10 protein-coding genes and 1 pseudogene are annotated in these 17091 nt (G+C 44.2%); 6 read left to right on the top strand and 5 right to left on the bottom strand.

Annotation, left to right across the window (positions count from 1 at the left end; genetic code table 11):
- Nucleotides 1–107: pseudogene (locus A3729_RS02890) on the bottom strand (elongation factor P); the annotation flags it as partial.
- 224 nt (nt 108–331) lie between these two features.
- Between A3729_RS02890 and epmB the strand changes: the two are divergent.
- The 3 genes from epmB to A3729_RS02875 all read left to right on the top strand — a co-directional run bounded on the left by epmB (nt 332) and on the right by A3729_RS02875 (nt 5587).
- Nucleotides 332–1360: an EF-P beta-lysylation protein EpmB gene (gene epmB / locus A3729_RS02885; protein ID WP_068507605.1), complete on the top strand. Its 1029-nt coding sequence runs from the start codon at nt 332–334 to the stop codon at nt 1358–1360.
- 208 nt (nt 1361–1568) lie between these two features.
- The gene (locus A3729_RS02880) at nt 1569–3380 is read left to right on the top strand and encodes a hypothetical protein (protein ID WP_068509967.1); all 1812 of its coding nucleotides are present in this window, start codon (nt 1569–1571) and stop codon (nt 3378–3380) included.
- Between the two features lie 110 nt (nt 3381–3490).
- Nucleotides 3491–5587: an EAL domain-containing protein gene (locus tag A3729_RS02875; RefSeq protein ID WP_068509966.1), complete on the top strand. Its 2097-nt coding sequence runs from the start codon at nt 3491–3493 to the stop codon at nt 5585–5587.
- Between the two features lie 9 nt (nt 5588–5596).
- Here the strand turns inward: A3729_RS02875 and A3729_RS02870 are convergent, their stop codons facing one another.
- Genes A3729_RS02870 through cysM form a run of 4 tightly spaced genes read right to left on the bottom strand, consistent with a single transcriptional unit; the run spans nt 5597 to nt 10750 of the window.
- A complete protein-coding gene (locus A3729_RS02870) occupies nt 5597–6061 on the bottom strand; it encodes a MazG nucleotide pyrophosphohydrolase domain-containing protein (protein WP_068509964.1) in 465 nt (154 codons plus the stop codon).
- A 9-nt stretch (nt 6062–6070) separates the two neighbouring features.
- Nucleotides 6071–8314: a GTP diphosphokinase gene (gene relA, locus A3729_RS02865; protein WP_068509962.1), complete on the bottom strand. Its 2244-nt coding sequence runs from the start codon at nt 8312–8314 to the stop codon at nt 6071–6073.
- 26 nt (nt 8315–8340) lie between these two features.
- Nucleotides 8341–9822, bottom strand: a complete 1482-nt coding sequence (gene rlmD / locus A3729_RS02860) for a 23S rRNA (uracil(1939)-C(5))-methyltransferase RlmD (RefSeq protein ID WP_082865187.1) — start codon at nt 9820–9822, stop codon at nt 8341–8343.
- 25 nt (nt 9823–9847) lie between these two features.
- The gene (cysM, locus tag A3729_RS02855; protein WP_068509959.1) at nt 9848–10750 is read right to left on the bottom strand and encodes a cysteine synthase CysM; all 903 of its coding nucleotides are present in this window, start codon (nt 10748–10750) and stop codon (nt 9848–9850) included.
- A gap of 242 nt (nt 10751–10992) precedes the next feature.
- On the opposite strand from cysM, the gene A3729_RS02850 reads away from it, so the two are divergent.
- The 3 genes from A3729_RS02850 (at nt 10993) to A3729_RS02840 (ending at nt 16989) form a co-directional block, all read left to right on the top strand.
- On the top strand, nt 10993–13935 hold the full coding sequence (locus A3729_RS02850; protein ID WP_068509957.1) for a hybrid sensor histidine kinase/response regulator: 2943 nt from the start codon (nt 10993–10995) through the stop codon (nt 13933–13935).
- Nucleotides 13936–14154: 219 nt separating this feature from the next.
- Nucleotides 14155–16587 (top strand): hypothetical protein, encoded by a 2433-nt coding sequence (locus A3729_RS02845; RefSeq protein ID WP_156490395.1) that lies wholly within the window; start codon nt 14155–14157, stop codon nt 16585–16587.
- Nucleotides 16588–16605: 18 nt separating this feature from the next.
- Nucleotides 16606–16989 carry a YkvA family protein gene (locus tag A3729_RS02840; protein WP_068507569.1) on the top strand — a complete coding sequence of 128 codons (384 nt, stop codon included), beginning with the start codon at nt 16606–16608 and terminating at the stop codon, nt 16987–16989.
- Nucleotides 16990–17091: the final 102 nt, after the last annotated feature.

The following is a 17091-nucleotide window of genomic DNA, read 5'->3' as shown; positions in this document are numbered from 1 at the left end:
TGGCCTTTTCCTGGCTTTACAAATTCATTCTCAATCACCGCACAAGGATCACCATCCAACATTACTTTTAAGCCTGAACGGAATTCGCTGGTAGAATAACTTCCCATTTTGATCTCACCTGTTTCTGTCTCCTACATATTTATGCAGGAACTATTCAATTTACGGAATTATTTTCTCGCTATCTTGGTCCAGCCTAATCTATACAGGGCCAATGAGTGGGCGACAAACTGTTTTCTATAGCTTTACTTCGCTATATACTGCGCGGTTTACCGGCCTCTTTACATCAAGGGCTGACTCTTTTTTAGGCTCGCAGACCAAAATTAAAGCGCACATGATACATCTATCAACTATTCCTGTCGAAAATAAAGCGCAATACGGTTCATGGCAGTCTCAACTTAGCCAGTGCAAAATAAGTACTGCAGACTTGCTGAACAAGCTAGGTCTGAACGATCATCCTTTAGTAGATGAAGAGGCTGAGCGTTTGTTTGAATTAAGAGTACCACCACGTTACTTGGCAAGTATTCGTTCAAACGACCCGAATGACCCACTTCTTCTACAAGTACTTCCTCAAAATAGAGAGTTCAAGCAAGTCGATGGTTTTAACGATAGCCCTCTGAACGAGGAAGAGTACTCTCCCGTCAAAGGCTTACTGCACAAGTACAATAATCGGGTATTACTCATGAGTAGTACTGTGTGCGCTATTAACTGTCGTTACTGCTTCCGCCGGAATTTTCCTTATGACGCGCATCGCCAATCAAAAAACGAATGGCGAAAGGTCTTCAACTACATTGAAGAACACAAAGAATTAGATGAGGTAATCCTGAGCGGTGGCGAACCCTTAATACACAATAACGACCACCTTGCCTGGCTAATAAACAATATTGCTGATATCAAGCATATCCAACGCATTCGTATTCATTCTCGAATGGTCGTCAGTATCCCGGAAAGAATCGACCAAGAACTATTAAAAATATTTTCTGATTGCAACAAACAACTCATACTCGTCACACACTGCAATCACCCTAACGAGTTAGATAGTCAACTCAGACCCTGCTTCACTGCTCTCAAACAGGCTGGCGTCACCTTATTGAACCAGGCAGTCTTGCTAAAAGACGTCAATAATCATGCAGAGACACTAACAAAGCTTAGTCTAGCGCTCTTTGACCTGGGCATTCTCCCTTACTACCTATTTATGTATGACCGTGTTTCAGGCGCAGCGCATTTCGAGGTCTCTGAGCGCGAAGCATTTAAGCTCTATAAGCAACTTCTTGGCGCTCTGCCTGGTTATCTCGTTCCTCGCCTCAGTCAGGAAATCCCGGGGCAAAACTCTAAGAGCCTGGCAACATTTAGTTGGCCATAAATAATGTGCTACTGAGAACTAAATCGAGCCTGTAACGCGATTTAACAATTCAAGCCACACTTTTTCCCCCTCATTCAAGACAATACCATAATCCCTGCTATGCTAGTTATAAGCGTATTATGGCTACGGTTTCGCATAATTTTCTGACTAGATGCTGACCCGTACAAGCAAAATAAGTAGCCTCTTACTACAAATTTAGGAATCATGAATGCACGGCCAAGATATAGAATTAAATTTATCCACCCCCGAGCAAACTTTAATCAGTTTTTCTTTTGCTGAACATACTCCAGCAGCAATTAAAGCTTGGGTGAAGGATTTGCCGATGGCTAATGTGGGAGAGCTCTCACGCCAGTTATACCAGGCAATAATCGAGTTTAATAAGCTGACTCTTCCTCCTCTAACACGAATGCAAATTCTGGAACTATTGAGGCCGCCAATAGACTATGTATGTAAGGAGCTGTCTAAACACTTCCTTAATCAGTCAGTTGTACTAAGTGAAAAACAGCAAAAAATTGCTAACCTGACTCAAGCTATCCAAATACATCTCGCAACCTCGTATAAGATAATTCTTATCGATAGCGTGCCTAACATTAATAGCGAAAAAGTCAGGAAAAACTTTACTTGTGCTGCTCATAGGATGATGTCCGAGTATGGGCAAGTCCTGCTCCGATCTAATCAGCTTTATATTCACACTCCCAGAGATATCTGGGTCGAAATGCATCAGGTTTTCTACTTTGCTGAACAACACAATTTACTGAAATATACCGTTGCAGACGATCAAAGAAGAGACGGACGAGAAACTCGAATAGATCAAGTCTATAAACAGAATCTCTTACTAAGCTGCTGTCGCCCTAACCAGCTACGTCAAAACGATATACAGATTGCTTATTACGCTTTCGAATTGTGGTCAGACCTAGTTGACATCGGTGCCGATCAAATCGATGAATCAGTCTTTGTAATCAATATCGAGCAAGATCTACCACCTCGATACAAAAGCTTACTTAAAAGTACCAGTGCCAGCCATTATGGCTTTAACACGACCGAACTAGTGAGCAGACTAAATGAACACCTTAACACTGAAGTAGAGCAGGCAAAGTCAAAGAAGCGTATTGAAAAAGAGCCGATCATAGCACTGCCTAAGCATATTTCCGACGTCGTTTTGGATCATTTACATCATTCATTCGGTGTATTAACCAAGCGCAGCTTTAAACGGGTAGAAGATGAGGGTGCCCTAAACCTATGTGTTGGTTTAAGTGCAAGCCACTATTACACCTCGGGAAAAGTCGAGTTCCACACACAAATGCTTCAACATGCATCCGGTTCAACCTCAGGTGATGACAATATTTTCCTAAGTGCCACCAATCAGTCTCAGGATGGTTGGGGTGACAGCTATGATGCCGGTAGTCATTCGGCGACTACGCCCTCCGACGCGCCCATTTCCTATGACCGAGCAATCGATGACAAGCTCGACAGCGCTTACCCGAAGTACACAGTTCCTTTAGTCAATACAAGCCCTGGTGGCTATTGTCTGCAATGGGAAGGTGAAGTACCAAGCAATATTCAAGCGGGTGAAATAATTTCCTTGCGTGAAAATGCTCAGCAAGCATGGAGCATCGCGGTTATTCGCTGGATCAGACATATCAAGCAGCAAGGTACCCAGGTAGGGATCGAACTATTAGCGCCTAGCGCTAAGCCATGTGGTGTCCAATTGCTTCAGAAGACGGGAGACCCTAGCGAGTACCTAAGAGGACTCCTGTTACCAGAACTGAGTGCCATAGGTCAGCCTACGACACTTATTACACCCAGGCTTCCCTTCATGTCCGGTCATAAGGTATCGATTCGAGCCAATGGCGCCGAAGGAAAATGTAATTTAGAAACACGTGTATCAGCGACCGGTAGCTTTAGTCAATTTGAACTGTCAGAAAACAAACAAATGAAAGAGCTGACTGAAAATCGGGTTCCTGATATTGAGGTAGGCGACAACGATGATGACTTCGACTCATTGTGGCCGACACTATAAATAGAGAACTGAAAACGAAAATAGAGCACACCATAAGCGCTCTATATTAATAACTTGCCTGGTTTAACAGGTATATATTTTTTGAACATTAAGAGCAGTATCCCAAGTCAATGAGCAAAATAAACGACACAATTTATCTACTTATTCTCGACCCATCAGAGAACGACGCAGAAAAGCTAATCAGCCTGTTGCGCAATGCCGGCATACCTACCCGGGCAAAGCGTATCGAGTCTGAAGAAGAGTTCGTCGATGCGCTTGAAGAGCAGTCTTGGGATCTATTTGTTGCCCGCGAAAAAGAAGCTGACTTTGATATAAACCAAGCCCTAGTGCATATACGCCAAAAAGACCGCGATTTGCCCTTTATCGTCTTAAGTGATGCTTATGACGATGAGCAGCTGGTTAAGCACATGAAAGCCGGCGCAAAAGATGTCGTACCTTTCGAAAATGATAAACACATAGTCGTCGTACTGCGACGAGAGTTAGAGAGTCGAGCCGATCGTAAAAAGTTGCGTTTAATGGAAGCAAAAATTCGCGATGCAGAGCACCGCTGTGAATTGTTACTCGATAGCTCAAAAGATGCCATTGCTTATATCAGTGATGGTATGCACATCTATGCCAACAGCTCCTATATGCAGTTCCTTGGCTACGATGATATCGATGAAATGATCTGCATTCCTGTGCTTGATACCTTTAATTCAGAATCACAAAGCAGCTTCAAAGAGCTATCTAAGCCTTTTTCAGATAACCCGCAAGCCGAAAAGACCGAAGCAACAACCTGCATATCCATTCGTGAAGATGGTACTGAAATTAGCGCAACCATGAGCCTTTCCGCTGCAACTTACGACGGCGAAGACTGCCTACAAATTATTATCCGTCCAGAGCATGACAATGAAGAACTTGCGGAAAAGATAAAAGAACTCAGCCAACAGGATCTGCTAACAGGTTTATATAACCGCCAATACTTTATGGAACAACTGCACGATGCAAAAGAATGTGCGGTAAATAATAGTACGCATGCAGGCGTACTTTACCTGGCCATCGATAACTTTCAGAAGATAAAAACCAATTTTGGCATGGCTGATGCCGACCTGGTACTACGCGACCTGGCTCATGTTATTGATAGCAACCGAAAGAGCGACCATCACCTGGCTCGATTAAGCGACGATGTTTTTGGCCTAATATGCCCGGCACAAAATGGAGATGATGCCGTTGAAGTCGCCCAAGCTTATGGTCAGGCTGTTGAAGATCACTTATTTGAGGTCGATGGAAAAACAATTCAGATAACACTTAGTACTGGTGTCACTTTGATAACTGAGAATGCCCCCGCCATCAATGATATTCTAGGTAGAGCTCAAACGGCGTCTCAAGAACTCGCTTCTCAGGACAACGCTGAAGAGATAAATGGAGTCAAACTGTACACGATTCAAACTGATAAGCCTTTAGATGACCATGACATGGCAATGGAGCTGATTCAGGATGCAATCGACAATGACAAATTCAAGCTGCTCTTCCAACCGATTATCAGCTTGAGAGGCGAAGGGGATGAGAACTACGAAGCCTTTATTCGCATGCTGAATGAAGAGGGCGAGGAAATTTCACCCTATGACTTCCTGCCACCAAGCGGCCCAAGTAATATGGCCAGCAAAATCGACAAATGGGTTATCTTACAAACAATTAAACACTTAAGTGAACATAGATCAAAAGGTCATGACACCAAACTCTTTATTAACCTGACCAGCGAGACGCTACAAGATCAAACCTTCACCTCATGGCTGAATGTAGCGCTGAAAGCCGCTCGCCTACCTGGCGACTCTTTAATTTTCCAGATATCGGAAAACAACGCTATCACTTACATGAAACAAGCAAAAGAGTTTGCCAAAGGTATCAGCACCCTACACTGTAAAATGTCGATCAATCAGTTCGGCCATGCCTTAAAACCTTTCAACCTTCTGAAACACTTAAGCCCAGAATACATCAAGCTTGAAGGTTCCTTTACTCAAGATATGCAAAAGGGTGAAGATTCAAAAGAACAGGCTAAAGAAATGATTCAGACCTTACAGTCCATGGGTAAACTCACTATCGTGCCGCTGGTAGAGAGTGCAGCCCTGCTATCAACTTTGTGGCAAGCGGGCGTCAACTATATTCAGGGTTACTACCTGCAAGCACCCTCTACAGAAATGAACTACGACTTTAGCGAAGAAAACTAATTGGAAAGCTTATTTCTCTTTCAGTTTGGCCAACTCCCAGAGCTGGTCTAGTTGAGTTAAGGGCACCTCGCTCACAGAAGTGCCCTGATTGCCCAATTGCTCCTCGATAAATTGAAAGCGCGAAGTAAACTTATCATTGGTAAGCTGAAGCGCATCTTGAGGAAGTACACCTAGAAAGCGCGATAGATTCAAGCAGCTGAAAAGCAAGTCACCAAACTCAGCTCGAATTTCAGGCCTTTTAAAAAGGTCTTCAGCCGTGCTTGTCTTACACTGCGCTTTCGCTTTTATGACTTCCTGCTTAAGCTCGTCCAGTTCTTCAGCTATTTTATCAAAAACTGGCTCTATTTCAGGCCAATCAAAGCCGTGCTTAGCTGCGCGCGCTTGAATATCCAAAGCCTGGTTCAGTACTCCATCTTTATTGGAAGCACCTTCTAGAATACTATCCTGAGCCTTTTTAACTTTCTCTGAAGACACCAAAGCTCCTTAGTTACGTTTTCTGCGAGCATCAATAATATTGGGTAATTGCTTGATCTTGGCTAGGGCTTGCCCAAGACTCGCCAAGCTCGACACATCCATTGCAATGGTAATGGTCGCAATATTTTCTTGTGGGTCAGAGTATGAATTCACGCCCGTTACATTGACCTTCTCGTTAGCTAGTACAATCGTTATATCCCGAAGCAGGCCTTCTCGGTCATAGGCTTGAATCTCAATACCCACACCATAGGCTGCATCGGCTTCATAGCCCCAGGAAACTTCTATAATACGATTTGGCTCCAAGTCTTCAAGCTGGAGCAAATTCATACAATCCTGTCGGTGTATCGAGACGCCTCGTCCAACTGTTATATAACCCGTAATTGGGTCTCCTGGCACAGGCTGGCAACACTTCGCCATAGTTGTTAGTAAGCGCCCAACGCCCTTGATCTTGATATCATCTCGCCCAGCACTATTCGCCGCTTTCTGCTGTGGTGCACCAAGACGAAGATCCAATTGCTGTTCTTTAGGCTGCAGAATTTTCTGAGCAACATTCGCTATATGCGTTGGCTTCACGTCTCCTGCACCAATCGCCGCAAATAGGTCATCCACCTTATTGAACTGAGTTTGTTCCACAAGTTCCGAGTAATGGATATCGCCAATAGACAAGCGCTTAAGCTCATCCTCCAGAAGTATTCGGCCATCAGTGATATTCTGAGATCGATTCTGTTGCTTAAACCAATGAACCAGCTTGGCTCGTGAGCGCGAGGTCTGAATATAGCCTAAACTCGGATTTAACCAGTCACGGCTCGGCGAAGCCTGGTTAGAGGTTAGAATATGAATCTGCTCGCCAGTTCGAAGCGGGTAAGTTAACGGCACGATACGACCATTTACTTTAGCACCACGACAAGCATGGCCCACCTCAGTATGAACACGGTAAGCAAAATCTACCGGCGTTGCGCCATTTGGCAAATCAACAACATGGCCATCAGGTGTAAATACGTAAATACGGTCTTCACCAACGTCTGAGCTTAGCTGGTTTGCAATTTCCGAGGCATCACCCACCTCCTCTTGCCATTCCAGTACTTGTCTAAGCCAGTTGATCTTTTCCTCATACCCTGAAGATCGACTTTTAACATCGGTACCTTTATAGCGCCAGTGAGCACAAACTCCCAGTTCGGCTTCCTCGTGCATTTCCCTCGTACGGATCTGCACTTCCATGACCTTTCCTTCTGGCCCAATGACAGCTGTGTGCAAAGAGCGATAGCCATTTTCTTTCGGGTTAGCAATATAGTCATCAAATTCGTAAGGAATATGCTTCCACAAGGAATGCACAACACCTAGTACCGAATAACAGTCTTGTACACTGGGCACCAGAATTCTAAAAGCTCGAATATCGTAAATTTCAGAAAAATCTAGATTCTTACGGCGCATTTTTCGCCAGATGCTATAGATGTGTTTACTTCGGCCAGCGACTTCGCCGCGGATGTGGGCATTCTCTAATTCAAGCTCAAGTTTTTCAGTCATTCTTTTTACAAAAGAATCCCGGTCAACTCGGCGCTCATCCAGCAATTTCGCTATCTTTTTATAGGCTGAAGTGTGTAAGTAGCGAAAAGACAGGTCTTCGAGCTCCCACTTGATATAGCCTATACCTAAGCGATGTGCCAAAGGCGCATAAATATCAAAGACTTCTCGTGCAACACGCTGACGTTTTTCGGAGTTCGCGTCTTTAACCGCTCGAATTGCGCAAGTTCGCTCTGCCAACTTGATGAGTACGACGCGCACATCATCAATCATGGTCACAAGCATTTTCCGGACGTTATCAATCTGCCCTTGAGTCTGACCTAAAACCATACCTTTAAATGGACGATGTGTTGCAGAGATCGCTGCCATTCGCGCAACACCTTCGATCAACTTGGCAGTTTCTCCGCCAAATTTTTTCGATACTTGCTCCAGCGGCAATTTACCTTCGCGGACAGCTCGATAAAGTATTGCTGCAATGATAGCTGTCTGATCCAATTCCAACTCGATCAGAATCTGAGCCATCTCCAAACCAATTACAAAACTATTGTGCTCTTTTGCCCAGACTCGATCTTCCTGGACCGATTTCTGCTCGATTTCAAGGCTAGTTTCACAGGCCTGGCGTACTGTCTCGATATTACCCAACTCGGTAATTGAACTGATTTTATCAAGCCATTGATCAATGGCGGCTTCGCCATCGAAATCCTCAATGTAATCTTCGCGAACCTTAACCATAAAACTACCTGTTTATTATTCTTAGCCTACTTACTATCGAAAACAGCTATCGACTCTAAATGCTCAGTATGGGGAAACATATCCAAAACCCCTGCCTGCATCAGACGATACCCTTGCTGCACCAAGATCCCCGCGTCACGCGCTAATGTAGCCGGGTTGCATGATATATAAACTATTCGTTTTGCCCCAAACTGCCTAATATTGCTCACGATATCCAAAGCACCTGCTCTAGGCGGGTCGATCAAAATCTTATCATAAACTCCCTTCGTCCAAGCTTGAGCCGAGAAGTCACTGTATAGGTTACTTTCATAAAAAGTGACATTTTCGATATCATTAGCTTGTGCATTAAACAAGCCTCTTTCCACCATATCCTGACTGCCTTCAACCCCAACAACTTCCTTAGCGCACTTTGCCATTGCCAAAGTAAAATTACCCAGTCCTGAAAACAGATCCAGAGCACGCTCATCAGATTTAAGTTCAAGTAGCTGCAGCGCGAGTAGAACCATCTTCTGATTCACACCAAGGTTGATTTGCGTAAAATCTTTTGGGTGGAATTGTAAGGCTAAATTTTGCTTCAATACCCGCAAATTATAGGACAAGTTAGCTTGGCCTTCTTCTCGGCACTCATTTTCCGGCCACAACTGCTGAATACTGGAAATGTCCCCTGCTTGCAGAAACACCGTCCACTTCTGCTCCTTCGCAAGGTTTCTAAGCATTTCCAAGTCACTCTGCTCAAGAGGCTTCACATGCCGAATCAACACGCCTATTCCCTCACGACTCAAGGACAGTTCCAGGTGGCCAAGTGCTTTATGCACCGAGATTGAAGCAACAAGTTCTTTAAGTACGGGTAAGGCACTTGAAAGCTCACTAGCCATAATTGGGCAAGAATCTATATCTAATGTCTCTTTGGAGGCTTTTTTACGAAAGCCAATTCGAAGCCCTTCTCCTTTTCGGCCATAGTCGACACTGAGCCGGACACGCGAACGATAACCCCACGGCTCACTCTCGACAAGCGGCAACCATTGTTGCGGAGCCAAATCCCCAAAGTGCTTAAGCTGGTCAGCCAATACAGTTTGTTTATGCGCCAGTTGAGCTTTATGCCCCATATGTTGGAGGCTGCAGCCACCACAAGTTCCATAATATGAGCATACAGCTTCAACACGTTGATCTGAAGCTTGCATCACTTTCACCGCAGCCAGCTCATCATATTTAGCACGATGAGCCAAGACCTCAGCCAAAACAGTCTCACCGGGCAAGGCATAATGCACAAATTGCGTTTTGCCTTTATTTTTGGCGATACCTCGCCCCTCATGACTGAGAGACAGAATTTGACACTGAAGCAAGCCACTATCAGAGCTATCAACATCGTTGGCGAGGTTCTTGGACTCCAGGCTCACTTTCACCCGAGCTTCCTGCTTCGAATCTTTAAGTTCACGCTCAAGTGATTTTTTTTGCTTTTTAGACTGCTCACGCAGCTTAGTTCTATGCTTAGAAAAAATATTTGCCATAGTTACACGCTACCGAGCCACCTGCTCACGAAAAAACACCTGTTGAAAGGTAACGATCTCCACGGTCACAGATAATGGCGACGATCACCGCATTTTCAAGCTTGGCTGACAAGCGCAAAGCTGCAGCCACGGCTCCGCCTGAGGACACACCGCAAAAAATACCTTCCTGTGCGGCAAGGGCCTTCATTGTTCTTTCCGCTTCATCTTGCCCCATCTCGACCACTTCATCGACTCGTGAGCGATCAAAAATACTCGGCAGATACTCTTCAGGCCAGCGACGAATACCGGGAATTGCCGCATTTTCTGCAGGTTGCAAACCCACTATCTTGATATCTGGGTTCTTTTCTTTCAGAAACCTGGAGTTTCCCATAATGGTACCTGTCGTTCCCATGGCACTGACAAAGTGAGTAATTTTTCCATGAGTTTGCTCCCAGATTTCAGGCCCCGTCCCGCAATAATGAGCCAAGGGGTTGTCATCGTTCGCGAACTGGTCGAGGACAATGCCCTTGCCTTCGGCCGCCATTGACTGCGCCAGGTCACGAGCGCCCTCCATACCTTCTTCTTTGCTAACATAGAGCATTTGTGCACCGTAAGCTTCCATTGAGGCCTTCCGTTCCATGCTAGCGTTGTCTGGCATAATCAGGATCATCTTGTAGCCCTTGATTGCCGCAGCCATCGCTAAAGCAATCCCCGTATTGCCACTCGTTGCTTCGATTAAGGTATCACCGGGCTTTATCTGCCCTTTTTCCTCTGCCCTCTGAATCATACTTAAAGCAGGCCTATCCTTCACCGAACCTGCAGGGTTATTACCCTCAAGTTTGACTAGCAGGATATTAGTTGTCTGACCAGGTAAACGCTGTAACCTGACGAGGGGGGTATTTCCAACATAGTCTTCAATCGTAGGAAATTCGTTTTTTGCATCACTCATTGGGAGTAAAATTCCTGTTCAATATTCTGTTTACAGAGTATGTATTAATTCAATGCGCCCAGTCTAGAATGCCTAATTCACAGACAAGACAATAAAACGACACTAGATCAAATTAGCACCGTTTAATCATACTAATTTCTGTAAAGCTTGCTATGGCAGTCCATCGTACAATTGTCCATAATACATAGTTCATGATATACCACACGGCCTGACAAAGCCTTATATTATATAAGTTTAAATCCATGAAACCTATCAAGCTCAAGTCTCGCATCGCACTGATTGCCTCCTTGCCTCTAGTATTAATATTTCTTGGCTTAGGCCTAGTATTAGCCGACCACAGGCTAAATGTCGTTGAAAAACAGTTTTTCCAACAGCTAAGTCTATTAACCCAGACCAGCGCCAGCATCACAGCTCAACACTTGCGAAACAAAGCCACGCAAAAAGATGATGAAAAGCAATCAGAACTAAACGATCTGAATAAATACTTTGACACGCTACTTGCTTCCCCCCTTATCGAATCGATTACGCTACTCAATTCAAATCATAAGGTCTTAAAACACCGAGGCACTCAGCTATCCGCACGACTTAACCCAACAACCTTTCCCACAGTCAGCCCAAAAATTATCGAGACAGGCAATGAAAACATTTTCGTCATACCGCTGAATACTGAAAAGCGCTCAGCCACTCTTTCATCTTTGACTCAAAGTAGACTAAAAAAACAAGTTGGCCCAAGCACCTATCAACAGGAACAGAGTAAGGCATGGTTATTAATCAACACCAACCGGGGCTCCATGAACCAAGAAATCGGCAACACAGTCATGAAGGCTATCTGGTTAATGTTAGTCGGCGCAATCCTTTGCTATTTCTCTGTGCGTTTTTTGATTAAACAAATAATAGCGCCAATTAAAGAAATTGGGCTGCATTTAGGTAAGCTGGCTGACGGCAATTCCGACATACACATTCAAACTGTTTTCCCTAGCGAACTTAACCAGCTGGCTCACAGCGCTAATCAGTTAGGTGAGCGCTTGAGCCAAACTCAATCTGACATGACGCAAGAAATTGAACAAACTACAGAAGACTTGCGAGAAACTCTCGAAACAATTGAAATTCAGAACGTAGAGCTCGATATAGCGAGGAAGCAGGCTGTTTTGGCAAACCGAACCAAGTCAGAATTTTTAGCCAATATGAGTCATGAAATTAGAACACCACTGAACGGCATTATTGGTTTCACCAACCTCTTACTTAAAAGCAACCTGAACAAACGACAAATAGACCACCTTAGTACAATCAAAAAGTCTTCAGAAATTCTGCTACTAATCATAAATGATATTCTCGACTTCTCAAAAATAGAAGCCGGTAAGCTATTGCTAGAAAAGGGTACCATTGAATTTCGGGAGCTTATCGATGACGTGGTTGCTATGCTTGCACCGACGGCTCACGCCAAGAATCTGGAGTTGGTTCACCTACATTACCAAGACGTCCCCAGGGCCATTATTGGCGATCCTCTGCGCATCAAACAAGTTGTCACCAACCTGGTCAATAATGCAATCAAGTTTACCCAGGCTGGTGAAGTCTTAGTCAGGGTGATGTTAGCCGATGACGAAAATGACCTCAGCCGCGAGTCTGTCAAAGTGTCAGTGACCGATACAGGCGTTGGTTTGTCTCGCGCCCAACAACACTCGATTTTTAACGCCTTTTCCCAAGCTGACGCCACAACTGCGAGAAACTTTGGCGGCACAGGTTTAGGGCTCGCGATATCCAAGAACCTAATTGAGCAAATGGATGGTGAAATTGGCTTTGAGAGTGAGCTTGGCAAAGGCTCTACATTCTGGTTTACCTTACCCATAGAAAAACCAGGCAACGAGCTTGAACAGCTCCCAACCCAAGAGCAGCTAAGAGGCAGCCATATAATATGCTACGAACCCAAAGGGTCCGCCAGACTTGCAATAGAGCATATGTTCAACTCCTGGGGTGTAGACTACCAGTTTGCCGAAAGCAAATTACAACTGATAACCCTGGCAAAAGTTGCTGAGACCCAGAAAGATCATCGCCGACTAACCTTGGTGAGTCTGGATAAAAGCCAGTTAGGCGTCCCTGAATACACCTCGATCATGCAAACCCTTCAATCACTAGGTCAACGAGTTTTGCTCATTACGCCGACCCTAGAAGACTACGATACCGAAGCCATTCAAAGCGCCAGCGCACACTTGGTGAAGCCGCTCACCCGACAGCGTTTTTACAATGAGCTATGCGAACTAAGCATGGAAAACTACACTAAAAAAAGCATCTTGAAAAAGCTCACAACCCCTATTTCAACGCCTATTAAAAAAGATAGACAACCAATTCTTGTCGTGGATGATAATGATATCAACTTATCGTTAGTGGTCTCAATTCTGGAAAGCATGGGGATACAAGCAGAGTCCGCTAATGACGGCTTTGAAGCAATCAGCAAATGTCAGGAGACCTCGTACAAGCTTATTTTTATGGATATTCAGATGCCAGGAATGGATGGTGTTGAAGCGATGAAGCGCATCCGGCAGATTAATCAGCAGTATAAAACAGCAACGATCATTGCACTGACTGCCTACGCCCTTCCCGAAGAACAACAAACCTTTCTCAACCAGGGTTTTCAAACACTTATCACCAAACCAATTGATGAAGAAAAGCTCAGTAAAACAATCACAGAATATCTTCCCGAGCTAGCCAGTGACCTAGGTCAGAAGCAAGCTACTACGTCTATGCCTGCATCGCCCAAAGACAATAGCCCAGTTCACTTACCGGAAACAAATAATACCACCCCAGACCCTCGTCAATCTCAGGCTATTCATTCATCACACACGCCAATTAAAATCATCGATATAGAAGAAGGCGTGAGTTTGTGTAACGGTAACCAAGATCTTGCGGAAACTTTCTTAAAAAAGTTTTTGGAAAGCTTACCAGGTGAAAAAGAACGAATTGAGCAGCTATTCCAAAACAATCAGCTCGAACTACTTGAAGAGTCTGTCCACAAATTACATGGCGCCTGCCATTATTGTGGCGTTCCAAAGTTAAGAAAAACAGTAAAAGATACCGAACATGCTTTAAAAACTTACGAGCGACAGTTGGATACATACATAAATGAGCTTCTCGAAGACATTCAGCGAGTTCTTGATACGGCTAATGAATTGAAGCTAATCCCCTCTTGAGTCACCAGCTAAGCGCTATGCGGATCACACTCTGAAACATAGGCGCTTTTTTAAAAGCCTCGAATTAGATATATTAACTCGGTTAACTCAACCCGAAAGGATTATTAACTTTGGATGCGAGCTATGATCAAGCTCCGAATGTGTAAGTGCATCCAAGTTCAACGATATGGAATACGTTAGAGCTACTAACGTAATTTGCTAAAAAGGTTAATGCAGCTTATGTCCTCACGTCGCTCTCCGCTCCCCAAAACCATTTCGATTATGGTTTTCCTATTTTTGCTAGGCACCCTACAAGCATGCGGACTCCCCGAAGAACAAGGTGGCACTGATGGTAGTTCCAGCGATTTAGATTCTGATAGCGATACCGCACGAGACCCAGATTTAACCCTCGGAAAAACTCTGATAATCAACGCAGAACGACTAGACGGTTCAACAGACCTAAGCCTAGGTCAAATATCCTTAGTTTCACTAAATGCCGACTTCAACGAAACCTCTGACGGCAACCTCCCCACCTGGGACGTAACGAGACTTGAGGACTCCAGCAACATCCAAATGTTTATCGAGTCCGATTACATTGAACAAATTAACCACGTAATAAAAATCCGCTATAGTGACGATGAAATTTATTACGCAGCCATCCCTTACATCCCAATCGCGGTTAATTCTACTGCACAAGTTACCACTAATATTTTTACTCATTACCTACTCAAAAAGGTATTTGATCAAATTCCCGACTCTAGCGCTTTGTTAACTCACCAACCTTGTCTTACCGATAACCCTGTGATTGGCTGTGATAACCAACCTAGAGCTAAGCAAGACTACTTATCAATGATAAATAATGCTGTTGGCGAGTTTAACTTCGAACTTTCCAACAACAATAATATTTCACAGGCAATAGAAACCTTGGAACAACAAGACGAAATTCGTCACTATGTGGAAGCTGCTGCGACAGAGTTAACCAGAGCAACGAGCCCTTTCGCAAAAGGTACAATGCGCGAAGTGACTGGCCTGGGTTTCGATGAAAATGGCGACGTTTTCTCTACACCTCCACCTTTGCCAAAAACTTATAACAGTGCATTTCTTGCCCTCTCTTTAAGCGATATCAACGCAACTAATAGGAGCGTAGAATCCATTGGCTTTGCTGCATCCAATTCAACCATCGTCGAAAACAGGGAGCTAGCCAATGAACTGCCCGCTTACCCCAAATATCAAAGCACCACCTATTTAACGGACTTACGCCGCGAGTCAGCGCTATTTATCGATATCCCTTATGAACGCACAAGCCTAACCGTGAGAGATATTAACGACAGCGATATTGACCGATCTGAGCCAATCAACGCTTATGCTTCAGCCTCTACGCCCGACTCTTTCTTAAGTAGGGAAGGCAACATATTGGAAGCACGTACATTAAGCCCATCTCAACCGGGTGATGTGACTGATACAAAAGATGTCGCGTGGCAATACGAACCTATTTTCGCCAAGCTCTACCAAGTAAACGAATATGAACCAGACTCGGTTTACTCACCTGTCGAGGAAGAGGAAGATATTGATTATGGAAACGAACCAACTTGGCTAACTGGTGGCAACTTTAGCAAAGCCGCGAACTACATTGTCAAAAATCCAAATACTGAAGATGAAGAATTAGGAGACCAGATCGAAGATATCAATCTTTTTTCATGGGAAGTACACGCTCAGCAAACACCTAGCACTTTTTCCACCAGCTTACTTAATGGCAAAAGCTACGGAGTAATATCCTTCTCTCAGAAGCTCAATGATACAGATAAAATAATAGAAATCTTTGGCGAAACAATGATTTGGAATGCATCTGGTAGTTTTTTCAGCCTGGAGCAGCCTATTAATAACCCCCACTATAGAAGCCATACCCTAGCTCGTCTCGCCAACAACAACTCACAGTCATTGACAACGCAAAGAGGAATTATTGAGGACTCACGCAGATTCTTTAGTGAACTGAGCGAAGTATCAGACCCAAGCAGCGAGACAGGCATTTCAGAGGTAAATAGAGGTATATTGAAGCTCGATGGTGGTCTCGAAGCACCTATTGGTCACGCGACAGAAAGCGGAAGTCATTTTGCGTTTTCCTTCAACACCTCTGATACAACTGTGACTACTGATCGTGGGACAGGAATTATTCTCGGCGTTGAGCTAGAGGAAGTAAGCAGCCCAATCTTTCCCGATACCGACGATGTAATACAGTTTACCTATCATATACAAGGTAATAGCATGACTATTTTGGACGAAACAAACAGTCTACAAAATCTGAACGGATCAACTCTGCATATTACCGATAGACTAAATGCAGGTTCAAGCAATGACTGTCATGCCACACTGCAATTATCGAGAATCTACGTTACTCATACCCTGACCAGCAACCCAGAGACGAACTCCCTCAGCTCTCCGAATCAAGACTCTCAAGCGTCGGTAGAAAGTGACACTTGCCGTGTTACCTTTAACGAGATTGAAATTAGCTTTGCTGATGTGTTGGGGCAAGCTTTAACATTAAAGGGATTTATATCAAAATCTGACGACAGCGCGACTCCAGGGAATCTCCTAACTTTATTATGGCTACAGGAAAACAGCATTGGTTTAGTACTTGCTGGCAAAGATCAGATATTAAAACCAGGCTTCGAATAAAGCCTGGTCGAGAGTAAAATGAAAGACGATATAAACGAAAAAAAGCTAACTAGTAAAATCAAATCTGCCTTCAGCTCCCTTTCTCAGGAAGCTATTACTCACGCACTAATTTTGTATTACACCCTACGCGAACCAAACACTCCAGCATGGGTAAAAACGGTTATTCTCGGAACGCTCGGCTACTTCATTAGCCTTATTGACGGGATTCCTGACTTAACCCCCGTTCTTGGCTACACCGATGACATATCTGTAATGGCTGCGGCAATCGCCACGCTGTCTCGATACATCACACCTGAAATCAAAGCGAAAGCTAAACATAAAACTGATGCTTTCTTTCCAGCTAAAAAAACTGATCAAAAGAAGACTTCAACTGAAGCGCCACCCGATAAACCAGAACAGTAAGCATGAGCACTATCCTCCCACCTATTGCCACCACCTTATTTGCACTATACAGCCAGATTAAATAGATAATGCAGCACCATATTTACATGCGTACGCTGTAAT

It is taken from the genome of Oleiphilus sp. HI0043, from assembly GCF_001634935.1.
Note: the sequence above shows the minus strand (reverse complement) of the source record. Positions and strands in the feature narration are given on the sequence as shown.